The organism is Amycolatopsis sp. NPDC059027 (genome assembly GCF_042739735.1).
Taxonomy (GTDB): domain Bacteria; phylum Actinomycetota; class Actinomycetes; order Mycobacteriales; family Pseudonocardiaceae; genus Amycolatopsis.
Genome location: NZ_JBHYIK010000055.1, coordinates 1 through 14,370, shown reverse-complemented (window position 1 = coordinate 14,370; position 14,370 = coordinate 1). Strand labels below are relative to the sequence as shown.

Annotated in this window: 12 protein-coding genes; 5 read left to right on the top strand and 7 right to left on the bottom strand. The window is 68.7% G+C overall.

Annotation, left to right across the window (positions count from 1 at the left end):
• Nucleotides 1–28: 28 nt before the first annotated feature.
• The 3 genes from ACFWY9_RS31655 to ACFWY9_RS31645 form a co-directional block, all read right to left on the bottom strand.
• Complete coding sequence (locus tag ACFWY9_RS31655) at nt 29–1,201, bottom strand: 4-hydroxybenzoate 3-monooxygenase (RefSeq protein ID WP_378329721.1); 1,173 nt, start codon at nt 1,199–1,201, stop codon at nt 29–31.
• Nucleotides 1,202–1,223: 22 nt separating this feature from the next.
• Nucleotides 1,224–2,456, bottom strand: a complete 1,233-nt coding sequence (locus ACFWY9_RS31650; protein WP_378329720.1) for an NAD(P)/FAD-dependent oxidoreductase — start codon at nt 2,454–2,456, stop codon at nt 1,224–1,226.
• A 137-nt stretch (nt 2,457–2,593) separates the two neighbouring features.
• Nucleotides 2,594–3,391, bottom strand: a complete 798-nt coding sequence (locus ACFWY9_RS31645) for an IclR family transcriptional regulator (protein WP_378329719.1) — start codon at nt 3,389–3,391, stop codon at nt 2,594–2,596.
• A 151-nt stretch (nt 3,392–3,542) separates the two neighbouring features.
• Here ACFWY9_RS31645 and ACFWY9_RS31640 point away from each other — a divergent pair, with 151 nt between their 5' ends.
• On the top strand, nt 3,543–4,892 hold the full coding sequence (locus ACFWY9_RS31640; protein WP_378329718.1) for a nucleobase:cation symporter-2 family protein: 1,350 nt from the start codon (nt 3,543–3,545) through the stop codon (nt 4,890–4,892).
• Here the strand turns inward: ACFWY9_RS31640 and ACFWY9_RS31635 are convergent.
• The gene (locus ACFWY9_RS31635) at nt 4,889–6,832 is read right to left on the bottom strand and encodes an amino acid transporter (protein WP_378329717.1); all 1,944 of its coding nucleotides are present in this window, start codon (nt 6,830–6,832) and stop codon (nt 4,889–4,891) included. The genes ACFWY9_RS31640 and ACFWY9_RS31635 overlap by 4 nt on opposite strands.
• A 66-nt stretch (nt 6,833–6,898) precedes the next feature.
• Nucleotides 6,899–7,420: a hypothetical protein gene (locus ACFWY9_RS31630; RefSeq protein WP_378329716.1), complete on the bottom strand. Its 522-nt coding sequence runs from the start codon at nt 7,418–7,420 to the stop codon at nt 6,899–6,901.
• 152 nt (nt 7,421–7,572) lie between these two features.
• Between ACFWY9_RS31630 and ACFWY9_RS31625 the strand changes: the two genes are divergently transcribed.
• Both ACFWY9_RS31625 and ACFWY9_RS31620 read left to right on the top strand, forming a co-directional pair.
• Nucleotides 7,573–8,337, top strand: coding sequence for a rhomboid-like protein (locus ACFWY9_RS31625; protein WP_378329715.1), 765 nt, complete (start codon nt 7,573–7,575; stop codon nt 8,335–8,337).
• Nucleotides 8,338–8,551: 214 nt separating this feature from the next.
• Complete coding sequence (locus tag ACFWY9_RS31620) at nt 8,552–11,305, top strand: EAL domain-containing protein (protein WP_378329714.1); 2,754 nt, start codon at nt 8,552–8,554, stop codon at nt 11,303–11,305.
• 12 nt (nt 11,306–11,317) lie between these two features.
• Here ACFWY9_RS31620 and ACFWY9_RS31615 read toward each other — a convergent pair whose 3' ends face one another.
• Nucleotides 11,318–12,124 carry an NAD(P)H-binding protein gene (locus ACFWY9_RS31615; RefSeq protein WP_378329713.1) on the bottom strand — a complete coding sequence of 269 codons (807 nt, stop codon included), beginning with the start codon at nt 12,122–12,124 and terminating at the stop codon, nt 11,318–11,320.
• 19 nt (nt 12,125–12,143) lie between these two features.
• Complete coding sequence (locus ACFWY9_RS31610; RefSeq protein ID WP_378340590.1) at nt 12,144–12,974, bottom strand: arylamine N-acetyltransferase; 831 nt, start codon at nt 12,972–12,974, stop codon at nt 12,144–12,146.
• A gap of 61 nt (nt 12,975–13,035) precedes the next feature.
• Between ACFWY9_RS31610 and ACFWY9_RS31605 the strand changes: the two genes are divergently transcribed.
• On the top strand, nt 13,036–13,407 hold the full coding sequence (locus ACFWY9_RS31605; RefSeq protein ID WP_378329711.1) for a hypothetical protein: 372 nt from the start codon (nt 13,036–13,038) through the stop codon (nt 13,405–13,407).
• Between the two features lie 46 nt (nt 13,408–13,453).
• Nucleotides 13,454–14,116: a YdcF family protein gene (locus ACFWY9_RS31600; RefSeq protein WP_378329710.1), complete on the top strand. Its 663-nt coding sequence runs from the start codon at nt 13,454–13,456 to the stop codon at nt 14,114–14,116.
• Nucleotides 14,117–14,370 lie beyond the last annotated feature (254 nt).

Genomic DNA, 14,370 nt, shown 5'->3' with positions numbered 1-14,370 from the left:
TCCGGGGTCGTCAACTACAGGTTGACGATCATGCGAAAGGCAGGCCGACGTAGTTCTCGGCGAGACTGGTCGCCGCGGCACGCGAGGACGCGGTGTACCGCAGCTGCGAGAGCTGCAGCCGCCGTGCGAAGCCGTCGGCATGCGGGTCGGTGTGCAGCATGGTCGTCATGAACCAGGAGAAGTGCTCCGCGCGCCACACCCGCCGCAGGCAAGTGTCCGAATAGGACTCGGCGAGTTCCGGGTCGCCCTTCAGCAACGCCTTGAGCACACGGGAAAGCACTCGCACGTCGGCGACCGCGAGGTTCATCCCCTTGGCCCCGGTCGGCGGGACGATGTGCGCGGCGTCGCCCGCGAGGAACAGCCGCCCGTGCCTCATCGGCTCGGCGACGAAACTCCGCATCGGGGTGATGCCCTTGTCCAGGATCGGACCTTCCCGCAGCACGAAGTCGCTGTCGACGTCGAGCCGGGTCGTCAGCTCGGACCAGATCCGGTCGTCGGACCACTCGGCCAGGTCCTCGGCCGGATCGACCTGGAGGTACAGCCGGGTGATCTCGGGCGACCGCATGCTGTGCAGCGCGAAACCCCGCTCGTGGTGGGCGTAGATCAGTTCCTCGTCCGAGGGCGGCGTCCGCGCGAGAACACCCAACCAGGCAAAGGGGTATTCCCGGGTGAACGTCGTCATGACACCGTCCGGAATGGACGGACGACTGATGCCGTGGAACCCGTCGCAGCCCGCGACGACGTCACATTCAAGCGTGCGCGCGACGCCGTTCACATCGCGGTAACGGACCACCGGACTTTCGGTGTCCACACCGGACAATTCCACATCGGACACTTCGAATTCGACGGGAAGCCCGCGTTCCTCGTGCGCGTCGATGAGATCCTTGACGATCTCCTGCTGCCCGTAGACGGTGATCGCCTTCCCGGTCAGCTCGGTGAGCGCCACCCGATGGTCGGCGCGGTCGAAGCGTAGCGAGAAACCCTCGTGGGGCAAGCCTTCGACGTCCAGCCGAGCGCCGAGCCCGATTTCGCGGAGCAGCTCGACGGTCGGCTGTTCGCACACCCCGGCACGCACACGCTGCCGGACGTACTCGCGATCGCGAGCCTCCAGCACGACGGCATCGATCCCCTCCAGATGGAGCAGATAGGACAACAGCAGTCCGGCGGGGCCGGCACCGATGACGGCGACCTGGGTGCGCAAAGACGTTACCTCCTGGTACTTCTCAAGCCGCGGACAGCGACTTCACATGAGCCTTGAGATCGAACCCGCTCGCTTCGAGATCCACATAAGACGGACGAGGCAAAGCGGTGAACAAGCGACGCGCGGCGATGTGCACCGGCGGCTGGTTCACCGATTCGACAGCGATCAGCACACCGTCGCGAAAGGACAGTATGGAGAACTTCCCCGCCGCCCGGTCGCCGGTGAGCACGGTCTTGTCGGCGTCGGCGAGAATTCCCGCGATCTGGAGCTTCGCGCCCGACTGGTCCGTCCAGAACCACGGCAGGCTGTCGTAGGGCAGTTCCTCCCCCGCGATCACCGTCGCGACGCAGCGCCCCTGGTCGACGGCGTTCTGCACGGATTCGAGCCGCGTCGCCGCCGTTCCCGCCTGCACGCAAGGAAAGTTCGCGCAGTCGCCGATGGCGAAGATCTTCTCGTCACCGGTGCGCAGCCGCGCGTCAACGACGATCCCGTTGGCCACCTCGAGCCCGGCCGCTTCGGCGAGCGACGTCTCCGGCAGCACGCCGACGGCGACCACCGCGAGGTCGGCAGGCAACCGCCTGCCGTCGGTCAGCTCGACCGACTCGACGCGGTCCGTGCCGTGCAGCGCCGCGACACCGACGCCCAGGAGCACGGTGTGCCCGGATTTCTCGTGCAGTTCGGCGAAATACGCGGAGATCTCGGGCGACGCGACCCTGGCGAGCAAGCGATCCTGCGCCTCGACGATCGTCACCGGCCGCCCCGCGTGCGCGGCGAATTCGAGACCGATGAACCCGCCGCCGATCACGACGACGTTCTCCGCCCGCTCGAGTTCGTCACGCAGCCGGTCGGCGTCGTCGCGCGTACGCAACGTCAGCACGCCCGCGAGGTCCGCGCCCGGCACGGGCAGCCTGCGGTTCCGCGCGCCGGTGGCCAGCACCAGATGGTCGTAGCCGAGCGAGCTTCCGTCGTCGAGAACGACGCGGGAGCCGGCGCGGTCCACTTCGGTGACACGCCCGCACACCAGCTCGATGTCCTTCTCCGCGAAGAAGTCCTCTGGCCGCAGCCGCAACTGCTCCGGCCCGGCGACACCCGTCAGATACGCCTTCGACAGCGGCGGCCGCTGGTACGGCACGCCGGACTCGTCGCCGACGAGCACCACGCGACCGGGAAAACCCTTGTCCCGCAAGGAAGCCGCGGCCTGGAAACCGCTCTGCCCCGCCCCGGCCACGACGACCGTGGACTGCTCCGAACCCATCATTTCTCCCGTCTGCTCAGCCGCACCAGAACCCATCTGAGCACATCGGGCTGGAGCCGTCGAGGCACGCGGGAACGCCCTCAGCTTGCGACAGCGCACGGGCTCGACGCAGCGGGACTTCCACTGAGCGGAAGCCTTCAGTACGTCTCGCGGCGAGCGTCCCCCGACATCCGCAGCGCCCTCGGCGCACCGAGAACTCGCGAGATCCCGCGCGCGGCGGCCACCACCGCGGGCACGAGCGTGTGCGGATCGGTGCCCTCGGCGGGGACGACCACCGAGATCGACGCCACCACCGCGTCGTCCTGCCCGTACACGGGCGCGGCGACGGACACCGCGTCCAGGTCGATCTGCCGGTCGCTGATCGCGTAGCCGTCACGCCGGACGTCGGCGAGCGCGCGACGCAGCCGGTCCGCGGAGGCGATCGTGTTCGCGGTGTACCGCTTGAGCGGCGCCGCGAGCACTTCCTCCTGGACGTCCGCGGGCGCGAACGCGAGCAGCACCAGGCCCACGCCGGTGGCGTGCACCGGAAGCCGCCCGCCGGGACGGGACCGGACACCGACCGCGCCACGGCCGGAGATGCGCTCGACGTACACGACCTCCGGAACGTCGAGCACCGCGAGCTGCACGTTCTGGTGCGTCGCTTCGTACAGGTCCTCGAGGAACGGCATGGCGCTTTCGCGCAGTTCGGCGTCGTGCGGGGCGAGCGAAGCGACCTCCCACAGCCACAGCCCGACGCGGAACCGCCCGTCCTCGTCACGGGCGAGTGCGCCCCGCCGGACGAGTTCCCCGGCGATCCGGTGAGTGGTGGACAGCGGCAGACCAGCTCGGCGACTCAGCTCCGACAACGTGAGTTCCGGCCGCTCGGCGGTGAACGCGCCCAGCACGTCGAGCACGCGCTCCACCACCGAAGGGGGCTGTCGCGCGTTGTGCCGCATGCGGATATTCAAGCGTATCGGCGCGTGCCCCGGCGGACCGTCCAAGCGGGACATTCGGCTGCCCGCTATAACACCGATGACACCTCAGGGCATTGCTAGCGTCATCCCCGCCGCGTTTGCTGTGGGCTCGCGCGTGTCTGAAGGGACGACCATGACGAAATCCGCGACCCATCCGGTCGATCAAGGGCTCCCTGCTGGGCGGCTGACGCTGCTCGGGCTGCAGCACATGTCGATCATGTACGCCGGTTCGGTCGCCGTGCCGCTGATCGTCGGCGGCGCGCTGAAGCTCGACACCGCGACGATCGCGCTGCTGGTCAACGCCGATCTGCTGGTGGCGGGGATCGCAACGCTGGTGCAGGCGATCGGGATCGGCCGCGTCCTCGGCATCCGGCTGCCGGTGGTGGCAGGCGCGACGTTCAGCGTGGTCAACCCGATGATCATGATCGCCGCGCAGTACGGGCTCACCGCGGTGTACGGCGCGATGCTCGCGTCCGGGGTGTTCGGGATCCTCATCGCGCGGCCGTTCGCCAGGATGATCCGCTTCTTCCCGCCGCTGGTGTCCGGGACGCTGCTGCTGGTGATCGGGGTTTCGCTGGTCGGCCCCGGCGCCGGGATGATCGCGGGCCACGACACGGAGTCGCCCGACTACGCGAAACCGTCGAACATCCTGCTCGCGCTCGGCGTGATCGCCGTCGTCGTGCTGTTCACCCGCGTGCTGCGCGGGTTCGCGAACCAGATCGGCCCGCTGATGGCGCTCGCGCTCGGGTTCGTCGTGGCGATTCCGATGGGCCTGACGCACTTCGACGGCATCGCGCAGGCGAGCTGGTTCGGCCTCGCGACGCCGTTCCACTTCGGCGCGCCGACGTTCCCGGTCGCCGCGGTGCTGTCGATGTGCGTGGTGATGCTGGTGACGCTCACCGAGTCGACCGCCGACATGGTGGCCGTCGGCGAGATCACCGGACGACGTCCCAGCGACGCCGACCTCGCCCGCGGCCTGGCCACCGACGGCCTGTCCGCGGTGCTCGGCGGGTTCATGAACTCCTTCCCCGACACCGTCTTCGCGCAGAACGTCGGGCTGGTGCAGATGACCGGGGTGCGCAGCCGCTGGGTCGCGGCGGTCACCGGTGGGCTGCTGGTGGTGATGGGGCTGATCCCGAAGGTCGGCGCGTTCGTCGCGGCGATCCCCGAGCCGGTGATCGGTGCGGTCGCGGTCGTGATGTTCGCGATGGTGGCGGCGGTCGGTGTGCAGAACCTGCGCAAGGTCGAATTCTCCGGCAACCACAACACGTTCGTCGTCGCCGTGGCGCTCGGCGTCGGGCTGCTGCCCGCGTTCGCGCTCGACCACCTCGGGAACTCGATCTTCTTCAGGCACTTCCCGGCGTGGCTGCAGACGATCTGCGGCAGCCCGATCACGGTGACCGCGATCGTCGTGTTCGGCCTGAACCTGCTGTTCAACCACCTCGGCAAGCGCACCGACCCCGACCTGCTCAAGGCGCCCTAACCGACGTGGACCAGCGGGCGGCGGTGCTGGTCCGGTTCCGCCCGGCGCAGCACCTCGCGGGTGACCGGCGGGACGTCGCCGTCGCCGAAGAACAGGTACCGCCCGATGAACTTGAACGGGTTGCCCTCGGTCCAGGCGAAGTAGACGTGTGGCCGTTTCCCGGTCTCGTCGCGGATGTGCAGCAGGATGGCCGCGATGGCGTTCGCGATGGACGGGCTCTTCACCCGCAGGATGCGGTAGCCGTACCGTTTCTCGCCACGCACCCGCAGCGTCGTCTCGAAGTCCGAGGCGTCGCTGATGGTCACTTCGAGGAAGATCAGCGCCGAGTCGTTCGGGATGTTGTTGTCCTCGCGGGCTTCCTGCTCCTTCTCGCGGTACTCGGTTTCGTCTCGCGCGTCCGGTTCGTTGGCGATGATCCGGATTTCGCCGCTGCGCACCGCCTTGTCGAGGATCCGCTGGGCGGCGGCGTCGAAGGCGACCTCCTCGACCCGCAGTTCCAGTGACCGGGTCGCACGCGAGATCAACGACGTCAGCACGATCGCGACGATGAAGAAGCCCGCGATCTTCACGCCGTCGGGACGTTCGATGATGTTGACGACGGTCGTGTAGGCGAAGATGACCGTGATCGCCAGGTACGCGATGAACGCCTTCTTCTGACCCGCGCGCCGCGCGGACAGTGTCACCGCGACAGCGGCCGACGAGATCAGGACCAGCACACCGGTCGCGTACGCACCGCCCTGCGCCTCCACGCTCGCGTCGAAGATCCAGGTGATGACGAACGCGATGACGCTGACGACGATCACCAGCGGCCTGCTCGCGCGGGCCCAGTCCGGCGCCATGCCGTAGCGCGGCAGATAGCGCGGCACGATGTTGAGCAGCCCGGCCATCGCCGAGGCGCCGGCGAACCACAGGATCGCGATCGTGCTGATGTCGTAGAACGTGCCGAAGACGTCGCCGAGGTAGCTGTGCGCGAGGAAGGCCAGCGCGCGGCCGTTCGCCTGGCCACCGGCCTCGAACTGGTGCTGCGGGATCAGCACGGTGGTCGCGAAGCTGCTGGTGATCAGGAACGCGCTCATGATCAGCGCGGCGGTGACCAGCAGGCGGCGAGCATTGCGAATGCGCCCCGCGGGCTCGGCGTGTGTGTCGTCCGGCAAGCCCTTGACCAGCGGCATCACCGATACACCGGTCTCGAAACCGGACAGGCCGAGCGCCAGCTTCGGGAACACGATCAGCGCGACGCCGATCATGAGCCACGGGTTCGGATGCTTCGAGACCAGCAGGTCCTGCCAGCTCACGATCAGGTCCGGGGCGGCGAAGACGTGCCACAGCGAGACGGCGACCACGACGACGTTGAGCGTCAGGTAGACGCCGACGAGCGTCACCGCGACGCCGATCGCCTCGGCGAACCCCTTGAGGAACACCCCGCCCAGCAACGCGATGAGCAACGTGGTGATCAGGACTTCCTTGCCGTGGAAGAAGGACGGGACGAACGGGTTCTCCGTGACGTGCGCGGTGGCGTCCGCGGCCGAGAGCGTGATGGTGATGACGAAGTCCGTGGCGACGAAGCCGAGCAGCACCAGCACGAGCAGCTTGCCGCTCCACCACGACAGCAGCTTCTCCAGCATCGCGATCGAGCCCTGGCCGTGCGGGCTCTCCTTCGCGACCCGGCGATAGATCGGCAGCGCGCCGCCGAGCGTCAGCAGCACCAGCACGATCGTGGCGAGCGGCGACAGCACTCCCGCGGCCAGCGCGGCGATTCCCGGTTGGTAACCGAGCGTGGAGAAATAGTCCACACCGGTCAGGCACATGACCTTCCACCACGGATGTTCGTGGCTCTTGGCCGTCTCGCGTTTATCGCCCTTGAGCTGCTGAGCCCGCTTGGGCGAGCCCTCCAGCAGCCAAGCACGCGCGCGCGAGCCTGGCCGCGTTTCCACTGTCACCGTCCGTGTCCTCCCGATAGGCACGCGGCGGTTTCCCCGCGTCAAGATCCCATCATGGCCACACGTTCAGCAGAACGGCCACAGGATGGGGCAGGGCTCCGATGTGCGTGTCGTGGGCGTCGTGGTGTGAGGTGGCGTGGGCGGCGGAGTCGTCGAACCGGTGGTCCTCGGCGGCGGGTCGTCCCGGGGTGTCGTCCCCGCGGTCGTCGGCCAGGGCGTGGTCGCTCCGGTCCAGGTCGTGGTACCGCTGCTGGTCGTCCCGGACGTGCTGGTCCGCGAACTCGCCGACGTCGTGTCGACCGTCCCGCCACCGGTACCGCCCTCGGTGGTTTCGGGTGTGTTGCTCTCGTCCGCACCGCCCGCTCCCGACGTCCGATGCGGCATGTCGATGACGCCGATCTGGTCGTCTTTCTTGGCGTTGTCGTGCCTCGGGCCGTTGAACGCGACGAGGACCGCCGCCGTGCCGCAGCCGATGACGACGGCGAGCATGACCGCGACGACGCGCCAGCGCGATCGGGGCGGTGGGGGAACGCGTTCGCCCCAGCCCTCGCGTTCGAGCAGCTCGGTTACCGAAACCTCGTGCTTCACCCCGGGGCCCCTCCACCATGAATGTGGTGGTCTTCCTACCGGAAAAAGCACCCGAATGGGTGAGTATTGCCGAAAATTATCACTTCGGATCGTGATCATCGGCCCGGTTCGATCACAGCTGATTCACAGCTGGCCGTAGGAATCCTCCCAGGATGACCCGCGACGCTGGATCCATGCTGATGCGCGCCGGACGGCCGGTCTCCGCCCGCGTCGGCTTACGTACCCTCGTCCGGCTCGTCCCGACACCCCGCTCGACGCCGTTCACCTTCGGCTACCTGGTGGTCCTGCTCGGCACCACGCTGCTGGTCAGGTTCGGCGAGCCGAAGGTGATCGGGAAACTTCTCGCCCTTTCCAGCACCGACGCGCACAACCTCTGGCGCCGTCCGCTGGTTTCGCTGTTCGCCAGCGCGCTGTGGCTTTCCGACGGCGGGTGGCTCGCCTACGCGGCCATCTTCGCCGTCGCCGTCGCCCCGCTGGAACGCCGGTTCGGGGCGGGACGCACCGCGATCGTGTTCTTCAGCGGCCATGTCCTGGCCACGCTGGCCACCGAGCTGCCGGTGCTGGCGCTCATCCAGAGCGGGGCACTGCCGTCGTCGGCCGGGCGCTGGCTCGACATCGGGGTCAGCTACGGATTCTTCACCACGGCGGGCGCGCTGGTGTTCCTGTGCCGCGGGCGGTTGCGGATCGCGGCGCTGGTGGCGATGGAGCTGTTCCTGGTCGCCGTCTACGTCACCGACGCCCCGGCGAGCCTGGACTCGGTCGTCACGCTGCTCGGCCACGCCATCGCCGCGCACTTCGGGCTGCTGTTCTGGGGCCGTGGGCTCAGCGCGCCACCACCACCGCCTCCGGCACCGCCCGGCGAAGGCGCTCCCGAACCGCTCCTGCCCACATCGGACCAGTTGGTGGCCGCTCGCTGACGAAAACCGGGCAAACACACCGGTGGCGACCAAAGTCCGGAAGCGGAATCCCATGGATATACACCGGGATCGGTCGGTGGTGTAATCGACGGGCCACAGCGCTAGTAGATACCAAACCGACCGAAAGTAAGCGGTTCAGGCATGTCGACAGGTTTCCCGGGCCTGCTTGCTTTCCGTCTCGTTGGTATGCCGACCAGGGGAGACCGGACACACTATGGAGGCAGACTCACGCGGGGTGACCGCCATGGGTGAGCCGGCGGTCCCCACCGCGAGGAGCGGAGCCGGGCACGACCTGATCGCCGATCTGGTCGCCGCCGCCGGCTCCGGGGTGATCTTCTCCCTCGACCTCGCCGCGTCCACCCTGACCTGGATGCCGGGGCTCGACGCGGTGCTGGGGATGGCAGGCGCGACTGCGGACGACCTCTGTGGACGGCTGACCAGGCTGCTCGACCCGCTCGCCGCCAGCATCGGGAACGCGCCGCCGGGCCGGGACTTCGAACTGGAGCAGTCGATCGAGACCGCGGGCGATCGGCCGTGCCGGGTCCGGCTGCGCGTGCGCACGGTCGGCCACGACGACCGGACCGCGGGTCTGCTCGGCGTCGCGTGCGCGGTCGCCGACGACCGCACGGCGGGTGCGGACCTGGCCGATCTCGCCGAGCGCTATCGCGTCATGGTGGAGCTGAGCCCCGACGCGATCTGCGTCCACGAGGACGGCGTCGTCACCTACGCCAACCGCGCCGCGCTCGACCTGCTCGGCGCGGACGACACCAAACAGCTCGTAGGGCGGCCGTTCACCGACTTCGTCGCCGAGGAACCCCGCGACGCGCCGGCGTCCGGGCCCGCGGCGACGACCGATCCGGTGGAGGCGGTGCTGAAACGTCTCGACGGCAGCACGGTCTCGGCCGAGCTCGTTTCGGTGCGTACCCACAGCGCGGGAAAGCCCGCCTTCCAGGTCGTCATCCGCGACATCACCGCACGCAAGGCCGCCGCCGAGGCACTGCGCTGCCGGGCCGCACTGGTGAGCCGTGTCAGCGACGCGATCATCACCACCACGCCGCACGGCGTCGTGACCAGCTGGAACCCGGCGGCCGAGGCGGTATACGGCTGGACAGCGGACGAAGCGCTCGGCAGACCCGTGACCGAGGTCGTCGGGGCACCGACGGACCTGGCGGAGCTGTGCCGGTCCGGCGGGCTGGCCGAGGCGACGCACCGGCGCCGTGACGGCGCGACCCTCGCTGTGCGGGTGTCCGCGGCCGAGCTGGCCGGGAGCTACGTGCTGGTCTGCGCGGACGAAACCGAGCGGCGGCGGGCGGAACAGCACTACCGCACGGTGGTCGCCGCGCTCGACGAAGGCGTGCTGGTGACCGGGCCGGACGGGCTGGTCGAGTCGGTGAACCCGGCGGGCTGCCGCATCCTCGGCATCGCCGCGGCCGACCTCGTCGGCCTGCCGTCCCACACCCTCGAACTGTTCGACGAGGACGGGGCCCGCATCTCCGCCGAGGACACGCCGTCGGTACGCACGCTGCGAACCGGGGTCACCCAGAACGGCAAGGTGGTGCGGCTGCGCAGGCCGGACGGCAAGGACGTCTGGGTGTCGCTGACCTCGCGGCTGCTCAGCCCCGAGGACCCGGCGCGGATGTCGGTGGTCACGTCGTTCACCGACATCACCGAGCGGCGCGCGATCAGCGCCCGGCTCGCGCACGACGCCACGCACGATCCGCTGACCCGGCTGGCGAACCGGACGCTGGTGCTCGACCGGCTCGACCGCCGCGCCCACGACCGGCCGACGTCGGTGCTGTTCCTGGACCTGGACAAGTTCAAGGTCATCAACGATTCGCTCGGGCACTCGGTCGGTGACCAGGTCCTGCGCATCGTCGGCGAACGGCTGCGGCGGTGCACCGGCGGCGACACCGTCGTCGGGCGGCTCGGCGGCGACGAGTTCGTGCTGGTCACCGGTGAGGTGACCGGCCACGACGAGGTCCGCGCGCTGGCCGAGCACGTGCGCGCGGTGCTGAGTGAGCCGATCGGCGTGCACGGCAGGCAGCTGCACCTCGACGCCAGCATCGGCGTCGTGCTCGCGGCCGGTGACGACCGGCGCAGCGCCGAGGACCTGCTGCGCGACGCCGACGTGGCGATGTACCAGGCCAAGACGCTCGGCCGCGGCCGGTACGAGTTCTTCGACGTCGCGCTCCGCGAGCGGTTGCAGCGGCGGCTGCGAATGGAACAGGACCTGCGGGACGCGGTACAGAACGGCCAGCTGTGGCCGGCGTACCAGCCGGTGGTCGATCTGCGATCCGGCGAGATGGTCGCGGTCGAGGCGCTGCTGCGCTGGACGCATCCCACCCACGGCGCGATCCCGCCCGGCGAGTTCATCCCGCTCGCCGAAGAGAGCGAGCTGATCAACGTCATCGGCAAGCACGTCCTGAAGGCCACCACCCGCGAACTGGCCGGGCGGCGCTCGGCGCAAGGTCTGGACCTCCATCTCAAGGTGAACCTTTCGGTACGCCAGCTCGACGACCCGCACCTGGTGGCCGCGGTGCAGGACACCCTGCGCGCGACCGGACTGCCGCCCAGTGCGTTGTGCCTGGAGGTCACCGAAAGCGCGCTGATGCGGGACCACACCGCGGCCGCCGAAGTGCTGACCTCGCTGCGTGAACTGGGTGTGCTGCTCGCGATCGACGACTTCGGCACCGGCTACTCGTCACTGGCCCAGCTGCGGCGGCTGACCCTGGACACGCTCAAGATCGACCGCTCGTTCATCACCGGCATCGCCGAATCCCGCGACGCGGCGGCGATCGTGGCCAGCATCATCGCGATGGCACACGCCGTCGGCCTGACCGTGGTGGCCGAGGGCGTCGAGACCGCCGACCAGCTGGACCTCCTGCGCGAACTGGGCTGCGATCAGGCGCAGGGTTACCACCTCGGCAGGCCCAGCGCGGCCACCGAACTGTTCGGCGCCGCGCGGTGAACCCGTTGGCGCTCAAGCGAAATCGGCAGTGTGCGCGGCGGCCCACTCGGCGAACGTCGTGCCGGGACGGCCGGTGATCTCCTCGACCGAGCCGGTCGGGAGCCGCGGGTTCTCGGTGAACCCGCGAAGCACGGTGTCGACGTACCAAGCGGCGGTGTCCCCCATCGACGGCGTGAGCGCCTCGACCGTTTCCTCCGGCGAGACGCGGAGAAACGGGATCTCCCGCCCCAGCGCGACACCGAGCTGCCGGACGAGTTCGGCGCGGGTCAGTGTTTCCGGCCCGCCCATCGGGTAGGCCTTGCCGACGTGCCCGTCCCCCAGCAACGCCGTCGCCGCGACCCTGGCGATGTCGTCCATCGCGATCGGTGCGCTCGCGGTGTCCGGGTAGGGCTCCCGGACCGCGCCGGTCCGCCGGATCTGCTCGGCCCACATCGTCGAGTTCTCCATGAAGTCGGCGGGCCACAGGTGTGTCCAGTCGAGCCCGCTGGCTTCGACCGCCCTGGTCACGTCGCCCCACCAGCTTTCCGGCTCACCGGAGAGGTCGACGACGTGCCGGACACCTGCGTCACGCGCCAGCTTCAGCACTTCGACGACCGTGTCCGGTGTCGGCGCCAGGTACACGCTGTCGACGCCCTCGAACGCCGCGGGCAGCGTCTCGACCCGTCGCAGGTAGCCCTCCGCCACCTCGACGCCTTCGGGCAAAGCAGCCTTGCGCGGATTGTTCGTCAGCGCACGGATCTGTGGTGCCCCCATCCCCAGTAAGTGATCGACGACCTTGCGTCCGATGTTCGCGGTGGCTCCGGTGACCAGAATCGTCATGACTCCACTGTGCCAGCGGTCAGTACCGTTCGAGCAGTGCTGCCAGCTCCTCCGGCGTCAGCGCGACGTCGAGCTGACGCAGGGCTTCCCCGAGTTCGCCGGGAGCCACCTCGGTTTTCTCCTCCGTGCCGTCGGGACGCCGGACGGTGAGTTCGTGGCCGACCAGCTGCCTGCTCAGGCCCGGCTCCAGCCGCATCACCACGAGCTGCCCGGTGAACGGCGAGCGCGGGTGCGTGGACGTGTAGTGGTGGTACACCTCGTAGTCGATCGGGCTGCTCGGGTTCGGCGTGAACGCGTGCAGGTCCTCCCACTCGTCGCCCTGTTGCTTCTGCAGCGTCCACCAGCCCTCGCGATGTGTGAGCCGGTGCGGCCAGCCCGCCTGGTCGACGACAGCGCCGTCGACCAGCGGCATCGGCTGCAGCATCCCCGCGCCGAACCCGACGTCGACGAGGTGCCACACGCCCTCGGCCTCGACGAGCAGCGACATGTGCGTGTACGGCCCCGGTCGCCGCGGCTGCACGCGCGCCACGATCCGGCGCACCCGGAAGCCGAGGCGTTCGGCGGCTGCGGCGAAGAGGTGGGCGTGCTCGTAGCAGTAGCCGCCACGCTTCTTGCCGACGAGTTTCTCCTGGACGACGTCGAGCGAGATCCCGCGGTGCTGCTCCAACAGGACGTCGACGTTCTCGAACGGGATGGCGAGGACGTGCGCCGTCGCGAGGTCCCGCAGGGCCCGCGCGGTCGGCTTCGCGGGCCGCTCGATTCCCAGCCGCGCGAGGTAGGCGTCGACGTCGACCGTGTCGATGTGCCAGTCGACCGCTGCTTCCGTTGACTGCTCGGCAAGTGTGCTCATGCTTCTACTCTCATACCTGGAGTCAACTGGAGATCAAGCCCGCTTTCGGTGAAGGGACACAATGTTCATCCGCTACCAGGGCACGACCGCCGACGACCGCGGCGTCTTCCCCGGCATCTTCAAGCTGGTCAACGGCCTGGCCAAAGCCGGAAAGCTGACCGCACAACAAGAAGCCTTCCGCCGCGAGAACAACGACTGGTACGACGCCGCCTACACCAACCCCACCGACGTGGACCCCAGCACCTATGACTGGAATCACAACCCCGGCGCCGTGGCCTGGTTCAAACCCACCGCCACCCATCTACTGGCCCGAGTAGACGGCTACCTGGAAATCCTGAGCACCCACAACGTCCCTTACGAACGCCTGGAATCCGACACCCCAGGCAAAATCGTCTACGAAGACGCCCACCAGGTCATCGCAGTCCCCAGGTAACCAGCACACGAAGGCAACCGCCCCGACCGACCGCCGGAGACTCCCCATGCCCGAGCCGGCTTCCACCCTGCCGGCGTCGCTTCGCGCCGAGGTGGAAACGCTCTGGGACTACCACGACATGCACCACGTGATCCGTCAGTCGGACGTGGGTATCGGCCTGGGGAGCCACGACCTGGGCGTCGCGACCTGCACTGCGGACCTCTTTCGGCGTGGTGTTTTTCCTTTGGTGGTCTTCACCGGAGCGAACGCTCCGACCACGGCCGAGCGCTTCCCCCGAGGTGAAGCCGTCCACTACCGCGAGCACGCCGTTTCACTCGGTGTCCCGGCGAATTCGATCCTCATCGAGCCGCACGCGAAGAACACGGGCGAGAACATCACGTTCACCCGGCAACTACTCGCCGAACGCGACTCCAAGGTCGCTTCGGTCGTCCTGATCTCGCGGCCGTACCAACAACGACGCGCCTACGCGACCTGCAAGAAGCTGTGGCCGGAAGTCGAAGTCACCTGCACCTCCGACGAACTACCCCTCGACGAGTACCTAGCGAGCATCGGCGACGCAGACCACGTGATCAACATGCTGGTAGGCGACACCCAACGCATCACTCTCTACGCAGACAAGGGCTTCGCGATCCCACAGGACATGCCCGACAACGTCCGGTCCGCCTACCAGCAACTAGTGTCAGCAGGCTTCACCAAACGCCTGTCCTGACATTCAGCCGAACCTCTCGCCCACCCCACAAAGGCAACCACGCACGACGGCAACCACCCCACAAAGGTGACCACGCACGACGGTGACCACCCCACGAAAGGCAACCACAACGCTGGGGGGTCCGGGGGGCGAAGCCCTCCCGGGCGGGGCGGGGGGGGGGGGCCCCCCCCCCCCCCGGGGCGTAAAAAAAAAAACCAGGCGCCCCCCAACCAAGAGTTGTTAATAGGTGGGGGGGGGGGGTGGATAAAATGGGG

Excerpts from the sequence above, each read along its gene's own strand:
- ACFWY9_RS31650 (WP_378329720.1), bottom strand. The coding sequence starts at position 2,456 with ATGGGTTCGGAGCAGTCCACGGTCGTCGTGGCCGGGGCGGGGCAGAGC.
- ACFWY9_RS31645 (WP_378329719.1), bottom strand. The coding sequence starts at position 3,391 with ATGCGGCACAACGCGCGACAGCCCCCTTCGGTGGTGGAGCGCGTGCTC.
- ACFWY9_RS31640 (WP_378329718.1), top strand. The coding sequence starts at position 3,543 with ATGACGAAATCCGCGACCCATCCGGTCGATCAAGGGCTCCCTGCTGGG.
- ACFWY9_RS31625 (WP_378329715.1), top strand. The coding sequence starts at position 7,573 with ATGACCCGCGACGCTGGATCCATGCTGATGCGCGCCGGACGGCCGGTC.
- ACFWY9_RS31620 (WP_378329714.1), top strand. The coding sequence starts at position 8,552 with ATGGAGGCAGACTCACGCGGGGTGACCGCCATGGGTGAGCCGGCGGTC.
- ACFWY9_RS31615 (WP_378329713.1), bottom strand. The coding sequence starts at position 12,124 with ATGACGATTCTGGTCACCGGAGCCACCGCGAACATCGGACGCAAGGTC.
- ACFWY9_RS31610 (WP_378340590.1), bottom strand. The coding sequence starts at position 12,974 with ATGAGCACACTTGCCGAGCAGTCAACGGAAGCAGCGGTCGACTGGCAC.
- ACFWY9_RS31605 (WP_378329711.1), top strand. The coding sequence starts at position 13,036 with ATGTTCATCCGCTACCAGGGCACGACCGCCGACGACCGCGGCGTCTTC.
- ACFWY9_RS31600 (WP_378329710.1), top strand. The coding sequence starts at position 13,454 with ATGCCCGAGCCGGCTTCCACCCTGCCGGCGTCGCTTCGCGCCGAGGTG.